13 protein-coding genes and 7 pseudogenes are annotated in these 17,219 nt (G+C 58.8%); 10 read left to right on the forward strand and 10 right to left on the reverse strand.

All coding sequences use genetic code 11. The annotated features are described in order from the left end of the window. Nucleotides 1-1,375: 1,375 nt before the first annotated feature. The 5 genes and pseudogenes from QFZ91_RS24390 to QFZ91_RS24410 form a co-directional block, all read left to right on the forward strand. A pseudogene (locus tag QFZ91_RS24390) lies at nucleotides 1,376-2,124 on the forward strand (transposase); the annotation flags it as partial. Between the two features lie 29 nt (nucleotides 2,125-2,153). Next, on the forward strand, nucleotides 2,154-2,612 hold the full coding sequence (tnpA, locus tag QFZ91_RS24395; RefSeq protein WP_429568718.1) for an IS66-like element accessory protein TnpA: 459 nt from the start codon (nucleotides 2,154-2,156) through the stop codon (nucleotides 2,610-2,612). Then, on the forward strand, nucleotides 2,609-2,953 hold the full coding sequence (gene tnpB / locus QFZ91_RS24400; protein ID WP_429568717.1) for an IS66 family insertion sequence element accessory protein TnpB: 345 nt from the start codon (nucleotides 2,609-2,611) through the stop codon (nucleotides 2,951-2,953). The genes tnpA and tnpB overlap by 4 nt, the downstream gene beginning before the upstream one ends. 30 nt (nucleotides 2,954-2,983) lie before the next feature. Continuing rightward, the gene (tnpC, locus tag QFZ91_RS24405) at nucleotides 2,984-4,552 is read left to right on the forward strand and encodes an IS66 family transposase (RefSeq protein WP_429568745.1); all 1,569 of its coding nucleotides are present in this window, start codon (nucleotides 2,984-2,986) and stop codon (nucleotides 4,550-4,552) included. A 72-nt stretch (nucleotides 4,553-4,624) separates the two neighbouring features. Then, a pseudogene (locus QFZ91_RS24410) lies at nucleotides 4,625-4,972 on the forward strand (IS5/IS1182 family transposase); the annotation flags it as partial. Between the two features lie 596 nt (nucleotides 4,973-5,568). Here QFZ91_RS24410 and QFZ91_RS24415 read toward each other — a convergent pair. The 8 genes and pseudogenes from QFZ91_RS24415 to QFZ91_RS24450 form a co-directional block, all read right to left on the reverse strand. Then, nucleotides 5,569-5,742: an HpcH/HpaI aldolase/citrate lyase family protein gene (locus QFZ91_RS24415; protein WP_368719160.1), complete on the reverse strand. Its 174-nt coding sequence runs from the start codon at nucleotides 5,740-5,742 to the stop codon at nucleotides 5,569-5,571. 62 nt (nucleotides 5,743-5,804) lie between these two features. Then, nucleotides 5,805-6,899: a cysteine protease StiP domain-containing protein gene (locus QFZ91_RS24420; RefSeq protein WP_176370012.1), complete on the reverse strand. Its 1,095-nt coding sequence runs from the start codon at nucleotides 6,897-6,899 to the stop codon at nucleotides 5,805-5,807. Beyond that, entirely contained in the window at nucleotides 6,892-7,650 is a 759-nt protein-coding gene (locus QFZ91_RS24425) for a trehalose phosphatase (protein ID WP_176370011.1), read from the reverse strand. Before QFZ91_RS24425 ends, QFZ91_RS24420 begins: the two co-directional genes overlap by 8 nt. Further along, nucleotides 7,640-7,990, reverse strand: coding sequence for a TRSP domain-containing protein (locus tag QFZ91_RS24430; RefSeq protein WP_429568765.1), 351 nt, complete (start codon nucleotides 7,988-7,990; stop codon nucleotides 7,640-7,642). The genes QFZ91_RS24425 and QFZ91_RS24430 overlap by 11 nt, the downstream gene beginning before the upstream one ends. Nucleotides 7,991-8,064: 74 nt before the next feature. Continuing rightward, on the reverse strand, nucleotides 8,065-8,826 hold the full coding sequence (locus tag QFZ91_RS24435; protein ID WP_429569129.1) for a phosphoribosyltransferase domain-containing protein: 762 nt from the start codon (nucleotides 8,824-8,826) through the stop codon (nucleotides 8,065-8,067). Nucleotides 8,827-8,943: 117 nt separating this feature from the next. Beyond that, nucleotides 8,944-9,339 (reverse strand): annotated as a pseudogene (locus tag QFZ91_RS24440) (transposase); the annotation flags it as partial. A gap of 307 nt (nucleotides 9,340-9,646) precedes the next feature. Continuing rightward, nucleotides 9,647-9,952: pseudogene (locus tag QFZ91_RS24445) on the reverse strand (transposase); the annotation flags it as partial. Between the two features lie 99 nt (nucleotides 9,953-10,051). Next, nucleotides 10,052-10,566 (reverse strand): annotated as a pseudogene (locus QFZ91_RS24450) (IS6 family transposase); the annotation flags it as partial. Between the two features lie 1,219 nt (nucleotides 10,567-11,785). Between QFZ91_RS24450 and QFZ91_RS24455 the strand changes: the two are divergent. The 5 genes from QFZ91_RS24455 (at nucleotide 11,786) to QFZ91_RS24475 (ending at nucleotide 16,137) form a co-directional block, all read left to right on the forward strand. Further along, nucleotides 11,786-12,331: a hypothetical protein gene (locus QFZ91_RS24455; protein ID WP_429568766.1), complete on the forward strand. Its 546-nt coding sequence runs from the start codon at nucleotides 11,786-11,788 to the stop codon at nucleotides 12,329-12,331. Nucleotides 12,332-12,456: 125 nt separating this feature from the next. Next, a complete protein-coding gene (locus QFZ91_RS24460) occupies nucleotides 12,457-13,407 on the forward strand; it encodes a branched-chain amino acid ABC transporter permease (RefSeq protein WP_429537675.1) in 951 nt (316 codons plus the stop codon). 26 nt (nucleotides 13,408-13,433) lie between these two features. Next, complete coding sequence (locus QFZ91_RS24465; RefSeq protein WP_429568767.1) at nucleotides 13,434-14,603, forward strand: ABC transporter permease subunit; 1,170 nt, start codon at nucleotides 13,434-13,436, stop codon at nucleotides 14,601-14,603. A gap of 20 nt (nucleotides 14,604-14,623) precedes the next feature. Continuing rightward, complete coding sequence (locus QFZ91_RS24470) at nucleotides 14,624-15,415, forward strand: ABC transporter ATP-binding protein (protein ID WP_027198609.1); 792 nt, start codon at nucleotides 14,624-14,626, stop codon at nucleotides 15,413-15,415. A gap of 17 nt (nucleotides 15,416-15,432) precedes the next feature. After that, nucleotides 15,433-16,137, forward strand: coding sequence for an ABC transporter ATP-binding protein (locus QFZ91_RS24475; protein WP_429443082.1), 705 nt, complete (start codon nucleotides 15,433-15,435; stop codon nucleotides 16,135-16,137). A 503-nt stretch (nucleotides 16,138-16,640) separates the two neighbouring features. Here the strand turns inward: QFZ91_RS24475 and QFZ91_RS24480 are convergent. Continuing rightward, a pseudogene (locus QFZ91_RS24480) lies at nucleotides 16,641-16,724 on the reverse strand (IS6 family transposase); the annotation flags it as partial. A gap of 213 nt (nucleotides 16,725-16,937) precedes the next feature. After that, nucleotides 16,938-17,071: pseudogene (locus QFZ91_RS24485) on the reverse strand (IS5/IS1182 family transposase); the annotation flags it as partial. Nucleotides 17,072-17,219: the final 148 nt, after the last annotated feature.

Below are 17,219 nucleotides of genomic sequence, written 5' to 3' on the forward strand. Positions count from 1 at the left end.
TCTGTAGTTTCCAAAGACACCGATGGACCGGCCCATTGCACTGTCAACTGAATTGGCTGCTGCTTGTCGAGCAAAAGGCATTCGCAAGGAACAAGCGCTACATATGCGCTGATACCATTTTGCGTGGCCGCGGAGAGAAAAGCGGTCTTCCGTGATCAGCATCGAGCATGTCTTGATGGCGTATATTGCGCATGTCATATTAGAGGGCGTTAGCTGCCACGGATGACGGCAAACCATGCCTTGCTCGCACACGTTTCGAATAGCCGCAGCGCCTTGACCTGCATGCCACAGGCAAATGAATTAGAATGCACGTTTCGCCCCCTGGCCCATTACCCCTTCCGGGTCTGACGCGCGAGTTCGTTCGACTACGCATGCTCCTGCTCATTGGCCTATGTAATGTGCACCGTGCAAGCATCTCGGCCGGTCGATGCGGTGTAACTTCGATGCTCCGCCTGCGCTGATGAGCGTTGCGCACGGACTCCCTTTTCCCAAGTGGACTCCAACGTTCGCTTACCAGAATCACCGCACGGGGCCGGCCTTGGCGACTCAGCGGGATCCCGAAAATACGGTGCGCAATCCGTAACCATTGCTTGAAGCATCCTCGCGCTTAACAGCGTAGCGTTTGCTAAGGACATCTGCAACGAGAGGAGGTGTGGGTGCAGCACCCGTCACGACACACTCAGCCGCGAGAAGGGCATAACACGCGCTAGCGGCGCTTCCTAAGTTGCACTACTTCGGCAGCGGCAGCAAGTCGACACACCTTTAAGTCCGACTTATTGAAGGATAACTGCACACTAAAACGGCGACTTGATATTCATCAAGTACGTTGCTGATAAGCGCGACGTTGCACAGCATTAGTAAGAACCTCGTGAGCATGTGTGACACCGGTTCAAGTAACAGCGACTCCGATTGCTCGCAATAACCATAGGTTGAGGCAATGGGGTGGCGTGCCAGTCTCGCGACCCGATCAGATCCGTTTTCAACAGTCGAAGGAGTCTTCGCAAACAGCGTATCTGGCGAACAACCTTTAAGGATGAGCATTGCATCGCGCATCCGTGTGTCATCTAGGGCCGGCGATAGTGCAAACAACGGATCTGAGTGAATCACAGACAACACGTCGCTCCCGGTCACCGCTTTGATCGCGGCGTCCGGGTGCCGTTCGACCAAATGACAACGAGCCGATCCAAACAGTCGATCAGTAGCAAGAGGTACATCTTACTAGCCCGAAACTGGAACTCGGTATGTCGCCTTTGTGATCTGAACACCAGACCGGTGATGACTTAGGAGGCGATTGAAATATCTCCGCGCACGTCATCCGCTCGGCAGGGGTAAACCTAGAAAACGAAGAATCGGACAACACACTGAGGCTGAAGCGATGCGCGGAGCCGACGGCTATACCGAGTCGATGTTCACAGTGTCCAGGCTGGATGACTTCGTTCCGGCAATCACCCGTTGCGACCGATTCGGCTGTGGTTGAACGATGCGCTCACTCGCATGGATTCGGTCTTTTCGAGCATGTACGAGAGCGACGTGAAGGGCGGACGCCTGCGCATCGGGCCGCAGCAGCTGATTCGCGCGCTGCTGTTGCAAGTGCTGTATTCGATTCGCGGCGAACGCATGCTGACGGAGCAAATCTCCTACAACAGGCTGTTTCACTGGTTCGTCGGACAGGCGATGGACGAAGCGGTTTGTGACCACTCCACTTTCAGCAAGAGCCGAGCCCGACTGATGGCCCATGATGTCATGGTTAGTCCGTTTCGAGACGGTCGAGACAACGCGCGTGCGTGGCCATCTGTCGGGCGAGCGTTTCAGCGTCGAAGGCACGCTCATTCAGGCCTGGGGCTTTCTGCCCCGGACGAAGTCGGATGACGACTCGCCGCCTGGCGGCGGTGCCGGCTCTCACGAGCACTGGCATGGCGAGAAGCGTAGCAACGACACGCATGAATTCAGCCCGGACAGTCAGGCCCGGTTGTTTCGCAAGAGTCGGGCCATGGGCGCGATGCTTTGCTACATGGGTCACGTACTGACTGATAGCCGGCACGGACTCGTGTTCACGCACAGGTGACGCAGGCTAATGGCACAGCCGAGCTGGGCACAGCAGCCGAGACGCTTGCGGACGCCGCGTAAGCGGCTCGTGCCGGCCGTTATAGACGGTGGCTGAGGTCGACATCAAAGTGATGTCCATCATTTCCGATCTGATGGGCACCACTTTGACACAGTCTGCAGAGAAGAAGCCAGGTACACGAACGGGGCGCCCGAATTACCCCCGGGAGCTTCGTGAGCGACTGGCAGCGGCAGCTTGCGAGCCTGGCGTATCAGTCTCAAAGCTGGCCCGGGAGAATGGCATCAACGCGAACATGCTGTTCACCTGGCGGCGGCGATATCTGGACGATCAGCAAGCTCGATCTGCCGGGCTCATTCCGGTCGTATTGCTCAGCGACACGCCAACAGAGGTCATTGCATCAGCTCCGGTAGAAGCGCAAGCGCTGGGCGCGAAGCCTGTCTCACCGGTCGGCACGATCGAGATCCGGATCGGTCGTGCGGTGGTTAAAGTGGACGGCCTGGTTGATGCCGATATGTTGCGGATCGTGCTGGGCAGTCTGCGCTCATGATCTCCCTACCGGCAGGCACGCGCATCTGGATCGCTGCTGGCGTCACCGATATGCGATGCGGGTTCCAGGGGTTGGCAGCGAAGGTGCAAACAGCGCTTGAGGAGAATCCTCTGGGCGGCAACGTCTACATCTTCCGGGGCCGTCGCGGCGATCTGATAAAAATTCTCTGGGCCACGGAGGACGGAATCTGGCTTCTCGCGAAGCGGCTTGAACGAGGCCGTTTTATATGGCCCCAGGCCGACGGTGGCAAGGTGCATCTGAGCTCTGCACAGCTGTCGATGCTGCTTGAGGGCATCGACTGGCGACAGCCCCGTCGCACCGCCGCATTATCGATGTTGTAAACCGCGCGGCAGACTCGTAAACTACGGCGCATGTCGAGCGGCGCCGATCTTCCTGACGATGTCGAACTCCTGAAGGCCTTGCTGGTCGAGGCTCGTAGTCTGCTTGCCGAACGCGATGTCGAGATTGAGCAGCTCAAGGCCCAGATCGACAAGCTCAGGCGCATGCAGTTCGGTCGCAAGTCCGAGCAGCTGCAGCGGCAAATCGAGACGCTCGAGACTCAACTCGAGGATCTGGCCGCCGGGCGCGGCGTTGCGGATGTGCAGCGTGCGCAGGCTCGCGGTGCAAATGCGTCCGCCTCGATTGCGAGGACGGACGAAGCATCTTCGAGGCAAGCGCTTCCCGCGCATCTGCCGCGCGAGGATCATGTACTCGGGCCCGAATCGAGTTGCCCGGACTGCGGTCAACCAATGCAGGTGCTCGGCGAGGACGTGTCCGAACAACTCGCCCGGGTCGCAGCTGCGTTCAAGGTCATTCGCACGATCCGGCGCAAACTGGTTTGCCCCTCCTGCAGTACTATCACCCAGCCACCGATGCCCGGCCTGCCGATCGAGCGCAGCATCGCCCATCCGAGCTTGCTGGCAGACATCCTCGTCTCGAAGTATGCAGACCACCAGCCGTTGTACCGGCAATCGGCGATCGCGGCGCGCGACGGCGTGACGCTTGACCGGGCCAGCATGGGCCGATGGGTCGGCCAGTGCGAGGCACTGTGCGCACCGCTAACAGAGGCGCTGCGCCGCTATACCGTGTCCGCCACCAAGCTGCACGCGGATGACACGCCGATCCCGGTGCTCTCACCGGGCAACAGGAAGACCCGCACCGGCCGGCTATGGGTCTACGTGCGCGACGATCATCGCTCCGGCTCGGCGCAACCTGCTTCAGTCTGGTTCGCGTACTCGCCGAACCGGCAAGGCATCCATCCTCAAACCCATCTCGCCAGCTTCAAAGGGATTCTGCAAGCGGACGCTTACGCGGGCTTCGACGAATTGTTCCGCGATGGCTTGATACGCGAGGCGGCATGCCATGCCCACGCGAGGAGAAAGTTCTACGACATCCATGTGCGCACGCCATCTGACACAACACAAAAGGCACTCGAATATATTGGCGGGCTCTATGACATTGAGGCCTCCATTCGCGGCAAGCCCGCCGCCGAACGGCTGCGAATACGGCAGGAGAATGCCAGACCTCTGCTTCAGATCTACGAAGCGTGGCTCAGGGCAAAGCTCGAAACGCTGTCGTCGAAGTCCGATACGGCCAAGGCGATCAACTATACGCTGAACCAGTGGAGCGCACTGACGTTGTATTGCGAAGACGGTACGCTCGAGATCGACAACAACATCGCGGAGAACGCGCTGCGTTGTGTAAGCCTGGGTCGGAAAAATTTTTTATTCGCCGGCTCAGACAGCGGCGGCGAACGCGCAGCCGCGATGTACGCATTGATTGGCACTTGCACACTGAATGACATCGATCCGCGTGCCTACCTCGACTATGTGCTAACCCATATCGCCGGTCACAAAATCAATCGCATCGACGAGCTCCTGCCTTGGCGTGTGGCCGACAAGCTGCACACGCCAGCCAGTTCGCCAAAGCCCTCTACCTGACCGGCAGCTCCAGTTCACCATCATGCTTTACGCGCACCGCGAATGGACGAACGGCCCAGCTGAGCCGCTTACGACGCCGCGAGGTTTGCCGATGCATCGATTACGGTCAGGTGCTGACAAGAGCTCCGACGCGGCCGGCTTCGTGGCAATGTGCCGCGCACATGGTGTGACGCCACATGCTGCACAATACAATGAACGCGCGGGCAGCTCGGCCATCGACGGGCGCACAACGCGCTGGGCCGGCTATGCCGTCAGTCGGCGCAAGCGCAAATGCATTGAGTAGGTCGTGGCTGGAGCAAGACGGCTGCACGATTCGGCAGGCGATGTTGGGGGCTGCAACGAGTTGACCAGCTTTTCCTGTTGATTCAGGCGGCCTACAACCTGACTCACATGCGCACGCTCGCGGCGAAAGCGGCATAGGCTAGACAGGCGGCGAGGAAATGGCATTGCGTCCACCTGAATAAAAGGCTTCGAGCATTAAATCGACATCAACCAAACCGGCGCAGCGACTCAATGAAACAGAGTGCTCAACGCTGGCGAGGTGTTTTCAACAGCCTGCTAGCTAGACGAGCCCCGCGTTTGCAGACTGACGGACACGAATAGTGTCAGCGTCGGATAGAATCTCTTCCGTGGGGTGCGGACAGAAATCTGGAGTGGTTCACTCGGCAATTCCGGACTTCGCCGGTGTTCGAGGGAGCTTAGACGGTGTTAGAAACGAGCGAGCCTTGACGCGACCAGCGTCTCCAGCCCCAGTGGTGGCCGGATTGTGTCGCAGACCAAGACAACCCTTGAGGTTTTCCGCTAATCCGCAGCGTGATGATGCGCTGATTTGGGTTCGCCTTCAGAGCTTGGCCAAGCTCCACCATTGCGCCAGGGTCGAACGCGTCGACTGTCTCCGGTGTGGGCATGAGGCACAGATCCAGAGTGCTCACCGCGTATTCCCAAAGATTGGAGGGATTTCAGGGTCAACTTGGGGACGACGAACCTGTCGACGTGCTTCATCAGCGGCCAGTCACTCAGCACTGCTGCCATCGCAGCATCGCACGGCCGCCCCAAGCCTCAACATCCATGAGGAGCGCCCGCAGGTTCGCGAGCGCGCTTTCGACGTCGATCGCCGCCACCGCGTCTTCCAGGCACACCACAAGTGAGCGCAATTCTGAGATCTTGGTGCCGAAAACCACGTCCAGCATGTCACCGCGGGTAGCCGGCATGTACAGAGTCGCCCCGAGGGCGAACGCAGAAATGTCGCCCCTCAGATGGGACTCCGTGTGATTGTCGCGGCACGATACGGACCCAGGTCCGCGCCAGCTTCCTCTACGGTCACGCCCGCGCGGTCAGTGAGATGCATTAACAACTGTACGTCGCTGTCGTTGCTATCACGTACCAGAACGTGATCAGGCACGCGACGCAGCACCGCTCTGGTTGCCTCAGCGATACCCGGCTTCACGCGATTCAAGTTGAAGATGCCAAAACGCGTTGCCAGTGAGGACACCACGTCATCAGCGGACGCTTGGAGCTCCAATCGCTGTTCGTTGGTCCATGGAGTTGCGGGATAAACTTCGCCCAGCGCCCCACGTTCGGCCTCGATCTTATCGATGAACTCTCGGGTTACGTCATGCTTAGGCAGGTGGTCGTATGTCACGCAACCATGAAGCCCACCTTGAGTCGGCCAGATGGTGCGGGATACGAGGCCCGACACGGTTGCACCGAGGATGCCGGACGGAATTATCCAGTCCTCTGCAGAGCCAGCCAGCCAAGCACGGCCGCAGGGGTCTGCTAGAACAACGAGGCGAGGCTCTTCTGGGAAGCGCTTGTCGTCGTCCAGGGTCCGTTTGAGCTCATCGGAGATTGCGCCTTTGCCGGTCCAACCATCCACGAAGGCGATCTTTTCGGCCCCATGCAACTGGATGATGGCTTCCAGAGCCACCATGTCGATCCCGCGATCGCGAATGATGCTGACACCGTAGTGGTGAGTATCGCGGCCCATTTCGACGAGTGCCCGGCGCAGCAGGACACCGAGGGGCACGCCTGCGCGAACAAATGAAACCAGGGCGATGCTCGGCCCGGTGTAAGCGGCACTCAATGCCAAGGCCAAGGACTGAACATTGGAAGCCATACGAGCGCCGTTCCGCGCCAGGGCATGGGTGTAGAGACCCTTGTGCACGTCGGTAGGAGCCTGCTCGAAGCTTATCATCTCAGAGTAGTGCTTCCGGTTTGTCTGAATCAGAAGCTCCTTTTCCTCAACGGTAGTGAAGCTCATCTGCACGCGTTGCAAAAGGAAATGCACATCTTCAGGGGCGTAGCTGCCGCTGCCGACGGTGCTCAGGGTGGCGAGAGGATTACTCATTGATGAGCCCCTTCACTACTGTTGCCAGTTGACTGCGCGCCGGCGTTGACCACATGTGACAGAGGTCCATGAACCCCAGGTCGGAGATGCTGTCACCGAAGCCCAACACCGGCCGCTCGCCATGGACCTCACGATCGCGGTGCAACCATTCTTGAACGGCGAAGCGTTTTTCCAAACCCGCAGGCAGGAGGGCGAGGTTGTTTCCGTTAACGTGGGTGTGCATGCATTCCAACATGCTTCGAGATTGAACTTCGGTCAGCAACTCGGTGAGCACCGAGTCGTCGGACTCGTTGTGTTTGGTCAGCACGTAGTGGCGCAGACCTTTCTCTTCAACTACCCAACTGCGCAGGGAGTAGCCTAGTTCTTTGCCGATTTGCAGGGTGGCCTCCCTCAGTGTCGACAGCCGGTCTTGAAAGGTCCGGAGCGACTCGGCCATCTGTGCGTGCCAGGACTGGTCAAGCGATCCGTCAGGGCGGAGCATCACGCCACCATGGGAGCAGATTGCACCTTCGGTGAAAGGAAGCTTGACGCGGTTGTAGGCCTCCACGCTACGTGCGGTAACCGGAACGACGTCGGCCGAGGCCAGCAGCCAGTTCAGGAAGAAGTTCTGGACCGGGTTCATGTACCCGTTGGGCTGCCCATGCACGTCCAGGGTGGCGATGATTCGTGGGGTGGCGTCCGCCATCTTACTTGCGGTCTGGAACAGGGTGTCGTCGAGGTCGACGAATATCAGCGGACGATTACTGCTCATCGAAAATTATCTCCGCATTCAGGACATCAACCAGTTCTGCAGGGAGCGCTTGCGCCGGGGTTTCGGTGCAGATAAGAACTCGGTCGAATTGACCGGGCTTCACGTTGTAGAGGAAGTTCGGAATACCGAGGCCATAGTTGTCAGGAAACGACAGCGCGTGCTCGATGGCGTGGCCTATGGCTATAGGGGACCTGGTGGTGGCGCTGAAGTAGACGTCTGCCCCGGCTCGCTCCGCGCGCTCCGCCAGCAAGAAGGGACGCCAGACGAACTCACCGGTACCCACTACGACGACTTTCTCGCCGGGCTGGATCTGAATGTTCGGTGCGAGCGTGTCGTCCACGTGGCGAACGCCCAAGCGCCCCCAGTCATTGCGGGGTGAGAGAGGCCATCCGCCTATAGAAACGGCGCCGACACCTAGCATATCCGGCAGGGGGGTGAGAGAGGCCATCCGCCTATAGAAACGGCGCCGACACCTAGCATATCCGGCAGGGGCGCGGACTGATCTTCGTGGAACTGATACGAGCCGCTCAGCAAGGATACGGCGGTGGTCGACTCTCCGATGGCCTTACGCACAGCACCCCCAGACCAGTCTGTCAGGACGCACGTGACCACTCGCTCGATCTTGTTCAGGCCGGCTTCGATTAGTGCGCGGTACAGGTTGAGAAAGGTCTTGCCGGTCGAAGCCTCATCGTCCACCAAGATTAAAGATCGGGCCTGGAGCATCAAATCACGAACCTCGGGATCGACTGGCAGGTGGATCAAATGGGTGCTGGCATGACTGTGCTCTTCCTCGAATCGAGAAAAGAGGTCGGTACCCAAAGGATGACGGGTACTGGTGAGGTACACGCTGTCGGAACGCGTGGCACTGTAAGCACGGTGCACGCCGGCACCGAGGCCAACTGCGGCTTCGGCCACGCCTATTACCAGCACTGGGCCGGGCAGGTCCGCTGGGATCTCGCTGACGAGGCTCTCGAAACTGGTAGCCATGATCGATGGCCGCGTCGGCACGAGTCGTCCCAGAACTTTTGACACGAAGAGGAATGCCCGCTTTGGATTCCGGCGCTCTGCGAAACCGAACAGGGTAGCCGCGGGCAAGGCGGCGGCGTCGACTTTGACCTCGAGCAGTCCCCGCTTAAGTTGAGCGCGTAGGAACGTCGGTACTACATTGCTGTCCATGAATTGCTTCCTTGGGAAACGCTGATCAATGAGCCGATTGCCGGTGACTTGGCGGTGCGACTCGCGGCTATTAAAAACAGGACGGTCGTCGACGGCTGATTCTAAGCATCCGCGCGGGTGTATTTCCGGGGCACGGCTCTTTTCGGTATTCTTCGTCGACGGCGGTGTCGCGAAGATCGTGGCATCCACCAGCGTGCCTTCTTTCATCCCCGCGCTCGCATAGCGCGATGCCGATCTCATCGAACAGCTTTCGCGCCAACTCACGCTGCGGCCAACAGACGCCGAAACTTCACAGCGTGCCGGCATTCGGTAGGTTCTCGCGCGCCAAGTCGATGCCCGGGAACGCACGCATCGCGAAACTGTCGTTCAGCGCGTCTTCAAGGCCTTCATCCGTCAGGCCGTACCACGTTCAAGAAAGTAGATCCCGGTCGCCAACAGCAAGCGCTGCCACGGTACCACTTTCTCCATCTCTGCAAGGAAACGCTGACGCCTGATCACTTGCTTCTTGTCCAGACTTCCTACTTCTGCAAAACAGAGCTACCGCTTCATGATCGTGGGACCGTTCCGTGAGCCTCTTTCTACAACGTCTTCGTCCTCGTCACCGATGACCGCGTAGCCGATTGATCAGCATTTCCCAAGTTTGATGCGAGGTCGAGGACCTAACAGGCTGTCGAAAATCGCCTCGTTTTGACAACCGCGGCAATGTTTAAAGGGATTTCGTATGCAATTCGTCGCTGAGTTGCGCATGGATCGTCCGGGGCACACCACAGGCGAGTGAGCCAGCCGGCGCGTTTTCGCGCGGTGGCCGCGTCCCGGCGACTCATTGCGCTGCTCCTCGCGGCACGGCCATCAGTATTCGGGCCATTCCGGTCAGGTTGCTGGCCAGCATCGTCAGTCTGAAGTGCTGGTTACCCGCTTGATGCCTCGATAGATGGTCTGCCGAATCCTGCCAATGGTCTTGCCCCAACCGGAGTACTCTTCGATGCGTTTGCGTTTCACCTGGCTGATGCCATAACCGGCGTGCCGCGAAGCGCGCCCATCAATCTCGCTTTCGTCTTGATGAGCAACATTGCGTTCGGCAATCACGAACAGAGTCGCACATGTCGTAAGCCTTGTCGGCCCCAACTGGATTTGGTCGCGACAAGGAAACAGTCATAGCAAAGCGCGATATCATAGGATTGCTTATTTCGCCAGCGAGTAGAATTGCTCAGTAGCAGATGGTTGAATTGTTCAGGTATTTGTTCTGGCAGACCTTGATCGGCATCTCGCGTTCGGCGGTGAGCGCTTGTAGCGCCGCCAGATTTGATCCGCTTTTATCAATCGTCACAGTCCCCGGTTCACCGTTCAGGGTCATCGCCTTTTAGAAGTATCTCCGGCCGCAGCCTTGTCACGACGGGCTCGCAGAAGGAAATCGATCGTGTTGCCCGCCTTGTCCGCGGCGCGATACAAATATTTCCACTCGCCCCTCACGCGAATGTACGTTTCGTCCATACCCCAACTCCTGCCGCCGGCCCGCTTGCAGCGCCGAAACGGCTTCTCTAGAACCGGCAACAGTTTGAGTGTCCAGCGATGCACGGTCGAATGGCGAACCGAAATTCCTCGATCGCCCATGGCCTGCTCGATATGACGCAGACTCAGCGGATAAGCAGCGTACCGGCGCACGCAGAGAAGGATTACGTCAAGCGGATAATGTAGGCTCTTGAGCACCTGCGCCACCGCGCGATTCAGGTTCTGCTTCATCGGTCAGACCGTCCGTCTTCGGGGCTTCAACATGGCAGGTCCGTTATTGGGAGAAAGCCTTGGTCATTTCTTTAGTCGGATGCCGATGCCAATGCACGTTCACCATGCTCCGCGACGACACCAACTACCAACCACTTTAACTGCTTGATCACTTCATTCTGGTGGCTCATCGATCGGATCGAACTTCATCACTGGACGAGCTTCGTAGCCCTAAAGACGCCCTCCGAAACGGCGTCCACTCGGATCGTGGAAGGTGTGATCGGGCAATCCTAACGGCAGTTCATCCCTGATGCAAGCGTAACTTGCTTAAGCCAGCATAAGTAGAATTTATGTGACTAGGAAAAAGTGAGCTGCTTGGATATAAGCCGAATTTATTTCATATTCCTAATCGCGCAAAATAGAATAGGGCCCAGCCTCGGTCCACCGCAGTATTGTGCCGGGGTACCTTGATCCTTCTGAAGGAGGCTGACAGTTGGGCGCGTCGGGTAGATTGACAGGAAAAGCACTGCCGCAAGGGGTGGAAAAGGAGGCAACGTAGCGTCGAAAGGGTGCTTGCCGCTCCGGGCCCCGAAGCTGATCATTAGGCCATCAGGCTGTTGGCGCCATTTGAAAGCGCCGTTTTTTAGACAAGCCGGCGGTTGGCGTGACGAGGCGTAGACGGTCGATGCGTTGCTGCGCCCCTCCTGCAATGGCTAATGCACATCGTTATTTCGGGATGGCGATTGATCAGCATTGGCGATCCACAAAAAGGCGGCCGTTGAAAAAAGGGTGGGATCTGATTGCCGCTTGACGCGCGCAACGACGGGTAGGCGACACCGCTCAAAAAATGTCCAGGAGAGGTGCCTGAACAACATTGCGTCACGTGAGATCGCTGCGCCATCAAACGCATCATCAAGCTGATGTTCGCTTCAGGAATTTTTGGATCTGATGCGTCATTCTGTCGGACACGTAGAGATCATGCACATGAGTCGAAGAGGGTAAGTATGCGATGCTGGCAATTCAAGAGTCCCAGTTGAATAGTGCTATTCCGGGATCACGCAAGAGAAATTTCTGGTTCTGTGTGATCGCTTTTGACGCTAGCCTTAGTGCGATGCGATGCGATGCGATGCGATGCGATGCGATGCGATGCGATGCGACTGCTGACGTGATCCGTGCGGCTCCGAGAAAATGTATTGGTCCGTCAGTAACGCTTGGTCGAGAAAACGTTGAAGGCTGTTAAATGTCGCGTCGACTCTGGGCGAAAAAGGAGCGCGCGGACTTTTGGAATATGTGGATTCGGCTGAAGCTTGCGTGCATAAGGGGCAAAACGGATGGCAGCCCGTTATCAGTTGAGCGATGCAAAGAGAGGGACATCCATGAATGGCATCAATCAGTCGTCCGCTTCGGTCGCGGCACCGCCGTCCGCGTGGCTGGACAGCCTAAAGTCGCAACGGAGAGGGTTGCTGAGCCGCTGACAGGCGGGCAGTTGACCTTTGGAAGGAACGACGAAAGCGGTGTTCGAATCGCGGTTGAAAATGTGAATAAAGTATCAGGAGCTGCAACTGGTCGCTCGGTTACGTTCGAAGTGCTATCGGAGGATGACGCAGTGGGTCGGGAACCGGGCGCGTCCTCCGTTCAGAAAACTCGTCTATCCGGGAGACACGACGGCGATCGGTCGCAGTATTTCTGGCGTGATTTCGTGACAATGCACAAGCAGATGCAATTCTCGACAATGATCGAGAAGTCGCATTTGATCAGACCGGCGACTGGATCGACGCACATGTGACGGTCTCTGCGATTTGCGACGATAGCCGCCATCGTACTGGATTATTTTTCGACAGGTAACGGACAGCTTCGCGCTGTCCGTTACCCCGTATCAACCCGTAGGCGGTCAACTGGAGTAAGAGAGACATGGACATTCTGGTCCAACAAATCATGAATGGTCTGATTCTTGGCAGTGTCTACGCCATCATCGCACTGGGCTACACGATGGTTTACGGCATTCTGGGCATCATCAACTTCGCTCACGGCGACGTGTTGATGGTGGGCGCGATGGTTGCGCTCTCCGCCATAGGTGTGCTGCAGAACCACTTCCCCGGCCTCGGCAACGTGCTGACGCTGGTCATCGCGTTGCTCATCGCGGCCGCAGTCTGCGCGGTGGTCGGCTACACGATCGAGCGCGTGGCCTACCGGCCGTTGCGCCGCGCACCGCGTCTCGCGCCGCTGATCACCGCGATCGGTGTGTCGATTCTGCTGCAGACGCTCGCGATGATGATCTGGTCGCGCAATCCGCTGCCGTTCCCGCAGCTGTTGCCCACCGACCCGATCAACGTGATCAAGGCCACCGACACGACGCCCGGCGCCGTGATCTCGATGACCGAAATCGTGATCATCGTGGTGGCGTTCATCGTGATGGGCGGCCTGCTGCTGCTCGTGCATAAGACCAGGCTCGGCCGCGCGATGCGCGCGATCGCCGAGAATCCGAACGTCGCGAGCCTGATGGGTGTGAGCCCGAACTTCGTGATTTCTGCGACCTTCATGATCGGCTCGGCGCTCGCGGCGCTCGCCGGCGTGATGATCGCGTCCGAATACGGCAACGCGCACTTCTACATGGGCTTCATCCCTGGCCTGAAGGCCTTTACCGCGGCGGTGCTCGGCGGTATCGGCAATCTCGGTGGCGCGATGGTCGGCGGCGTGCTGCTCGGCCTGATCGAGCAGTTGGGCGCCGGCTATATCGGCAACCTCACGGGCGGCGTGTTCGGTAGTAACTACCAGGACGTGTTCGCGTTCATCGTGCTGATCGTCGTGCTCGTGTTCCGTCCGTCGGGTCTGCTCGGCGAACGTGTCGCGGATCGCGCCTGATCCCGGGCCACAAGGAGTCAACAATCATGACCTCAATTCAACCGATCGAGCCGTCCACAACGCTCATCCCCGAAAAGAACCGCACGAAGACGCTGACCATCGTCATCCTGACGACGATCTTCGTGATCGCGGCGCCGATGATCATCGGCGCGGCGGGCGGCAACTACTGGGTCCGCGTGCTCGACTTCGCGATGCTGTACGTGATGCTCGCGCTGGGCCTGAACGTGGTGGTGGGCTTTGCCGGCCTGCTGGACTTGGGCTACATCGCGTTCTACGCGATCGGTGCCTACACGGCCGCGCTGCTGAGCTCGCCGCACCTGTCGACGCAATTCGAGTGGATCGCGGCGCTCGCGCCGCACGGTTTGAACGTGCCGATCTGGATCATCGTGCCGATCGCGATGGCGCTGGCCGCGATGTTCGGGATTCTGCTCGGCGCGCCGACGCTGCGTCTGCGCGGCGACTACCTGGCGATCGTGACCCTCGGCTTCGGGGAAATCGTGCGGATCTTCATGAACAACCTTGACCGTCCGGTGAACATCACCAATGGTCCGAAGGGGATCACCGGGATCGCTCCGGTGCAGATCGGCGGCTTCAGCTTCGCGCAGTCGCACTCGCTGTTCGGCATGCAGTTCCCGGCGGTGTACCTGTACTACTACCTGTTCGTGCTGTGCGCGCTGTTCGTGATCTGGACGTGTACGCGTCTGCAGCATTCGCGTATCGGTCGCGCGTGGGCCGCGATCCGCGAAGATGAAATTGCCGCCAAGGCGATGGGCATCAACACCCGCAACGTGAAGCTGCTCGCGTTCGCGATGGGCGCGTCGTTCGGCGGCTTGTCGGGCGCAATGTTCGGTGCGTTCCAGGGCTTCGTGTCGCCGGAATCATTCACGTTCTGGGAATCGGTCGTGGTGCTCGCCTGTGTGGTGCTCGGCGGCATGGGCCACATCCCCGGCGTGATTCTCGGCGCGGTGCTGCTCGCTGTGTTCCCCGAGTTCCTGCGCTCCACGATGGGTCCGCTGCAGAACATGATCTTCGGACATGAAGTCGTCGATACCGAAGTGATCCGTCAGCTGCTGTACGGTCTGGCGATGGTCGTGATCATGCTGTATCGCTCGGAAGGCCTGTGGCCCGCGCCGAAGCACGAAGACAAGATTGCGAAGCTGGCGAAGCGTAGCGGCAAGAAGCCGGTGCGCGCATAAGGTCCGGTGGAGAAAAAGACATGAGCGATAACGTAAGCAACAACGCGGCAATCCGTCTGTCGGTGAAGGGCGTCAACAAGCGCTTCGGCGGTTTGCAGGCGCTTTCCGAGGTCGGCCTGCAGATCCGCGCGGGTGAAATCTACGGTCTGATCGGCCCGAACGGCGCCGGCAAGACGACCTTCTTCAACGTGATCACGGGTCTGTACACGCCGGATTCGGGCGAGTTCAAGCTCGACGGCGAGAACTACACGCCGACCGCGGTCTATCAGGTCGCGAAGGCGGGCATTGCGCGCACGTTCCAGAACATTCGCCTGTTCGGTGGCATGACCGCGCTCGAAAACGTGATGGTCGGCCGTCATGTGCGCACCAAGCACGGTCTGCTCGGCGCGGTGTTCCAGACCCCGGCCGAACGCCAGGAAGAGCGCGAAATCAAGGAGCGCGCGCTCGAACTGCTCGACTACGTCGGCATCACGCAATACGCGGACTACACGTCGCGCAACCTGTCGTATGGCCACCAGCGACGTCTGGAGATCGCGCGTGCGCTGGCGACCGATCCGAAGCTGCTCGCGCTCGACGAACCGGCGGCCGGCATGAACGCCACCGAGAAAGTCGAGCTGACCAAACTGCTCGACAAGATCCGCGCGGACGGCAAGACGATTCTGCTGATCGAACACGACGTGAAGCTCGTGATGGGCCTGTGCAACCAGATGACGGTGCTCGACTACGGCAAGGTGATCGCACAGGGTCTGCCGCAGGACGTGCAGAAGGATGCGAAGGTGATCGAAGCTTATCTGGGTGCGGGGGTCCACTGATGTCCACGACGCAAGCAATGTTGAAAATCAAGGGCCTGCAGGTCAACTACGGCGGCATCCAGGCGGTAAAGGGTGTCGACCTCGAAGTCGGGCAGGGCGAACTCGTCACGCTGATCGGCGCGAACGGCGCGGGCAAGACCACGACGATGAAGGCGATCACCGGCCTGAAGGCGTACGCAGCCGGCGACATCGAGTACATGGGCCAGTCGATCAAAGGCCTGCCCGCGCACGAGCTGCTCAAGCGCGGTCTCGCAATGGTGCCGGAAGGTCGCGGCATCTTCGCGCGTATGTCGATCGTCGAGAACATGCAGATGGGCGCGTATCTGCGCAACGATGCCGAGGGTATCAAGTCGGACGTCGAGCGCATGTTCGGCTTCTTCCCGCGTCTGAAGGAGCGCGCCTCGCAATACGCGGGCACGCTGTCGGGCGGCGAGCAGCAGATGCTCGCGATGGCGCGCGCGATCATCTCGCGTCCGAAACTGCTGCTGCTCGACGAACCGTCGATGGGTCTGTCGCCGATCATGGTCGAGAAGATCTTCGAAGTGGTGCGCTCGATTTCCGCTGAAGGTATGACGGTGCTGCTCGTCGAGCAGAACGCGCGTCTCGCGCTGCAGGCGGCCAATCGCGGCTACGTGATGGACTCCGGTCTGATCACGATGTCGGGCGATGCGAAGCAGATGCTCGACGATCCGAAGGTTCGGGCCGCTTACCTCGGAGAATAATGCTGTTGTGTGATACTGGCTACGGTAAGTCGGGTCCCGGCTTACCAAACGATCTGCCAATGCTGAGGTCACGCTGATCAAAAAGCGCGCTTGGTACGTTAGATCATTTACAGGCATCTACGACTATGGCTATAACTCGCACCATCGCTTTAAGGTCGACAGTGCCTACGCGGGATCACTTTCCGCAGCGGTGTTGCGGGGTAGGTTCGATCCAGACGCGTTCAATCTGGATATTACAAATCAGCGGACGTCTAGTGCTGAGTGCCAATGCGCCCTTAGAGCGACGTTTACGCAATACAAGCGTTTCCGGAATGTCGTTGGAGCAGTTACGGAATTGTATGGCATAGAGCACTCTGCGTACTTGCCGGAGCTGGTCAGATACCACGACTATTCGATGATTTTGTTCGGCCGCTTGTTCTGTCGTGCGCAGGCCGGCATCGAGCGTTTCGAGCGCAACCGGATGGTGCCGCTCTCGTGCTCTAGGATTCTTCCGGGTTCATCCTTCTGTCCGCTCGCCTTCTCGAAGTAACATCGCGCGGCGGTCTTGTCGCGACGGGCACACGCAGCAGGAGATCGACTGTTTTACCCCCTGTTGACCGCGTAGCACAGGTACTTCTTGCTGTCTCTTGGTAGGCGGAAGTCTCCTCGGCGGGTTGTGCGTCTTCTACATCATGCATGATGTAGAATTCGAATCGAACGATGCTATTCGCGCGCTTAACTCGACTGAACCGATCCAGCATCGACTTTCTGCGTGGCCACGTATTCACGAGTTCCGTGCTTATTGCTAAGAGAAGGTTGCATAAAGACTGCTGAACGCGCTGAAGAGTGTTCCAGCAGATCGAGCAACACCCGAGTTTGAGGAACGCTTCGTGAATAGAAGCGCGACGTTCGAAGCGAATAGCAGACAACGGAAATGATGCGGCCGGGCATGCGTACTCCACAGTTCGTCATCAACAATCGGCGCGCCCATCCTTGGTTCCAGTTGTTCAGGTGGCCAAGGTTAAGGAAGGTCGGCAAAAGTCCTGGCATTGGGATTCCGGTGAACTATCCTGGGATGAAAGGAGTGAGTTAAGGAGAGCCCA

It is taken from the genome of Paraburkholderia sp. JPY419, from assembly GCF_050435705.1.
In the GTDB taxonomy this organism is placed as follows: Bacteria; Pseudomonadota; Gammaproteobacteria; order Burkholderiales; family Burkholderiaceae; genus Paraburkholderia; species Paraburkholderia youngii.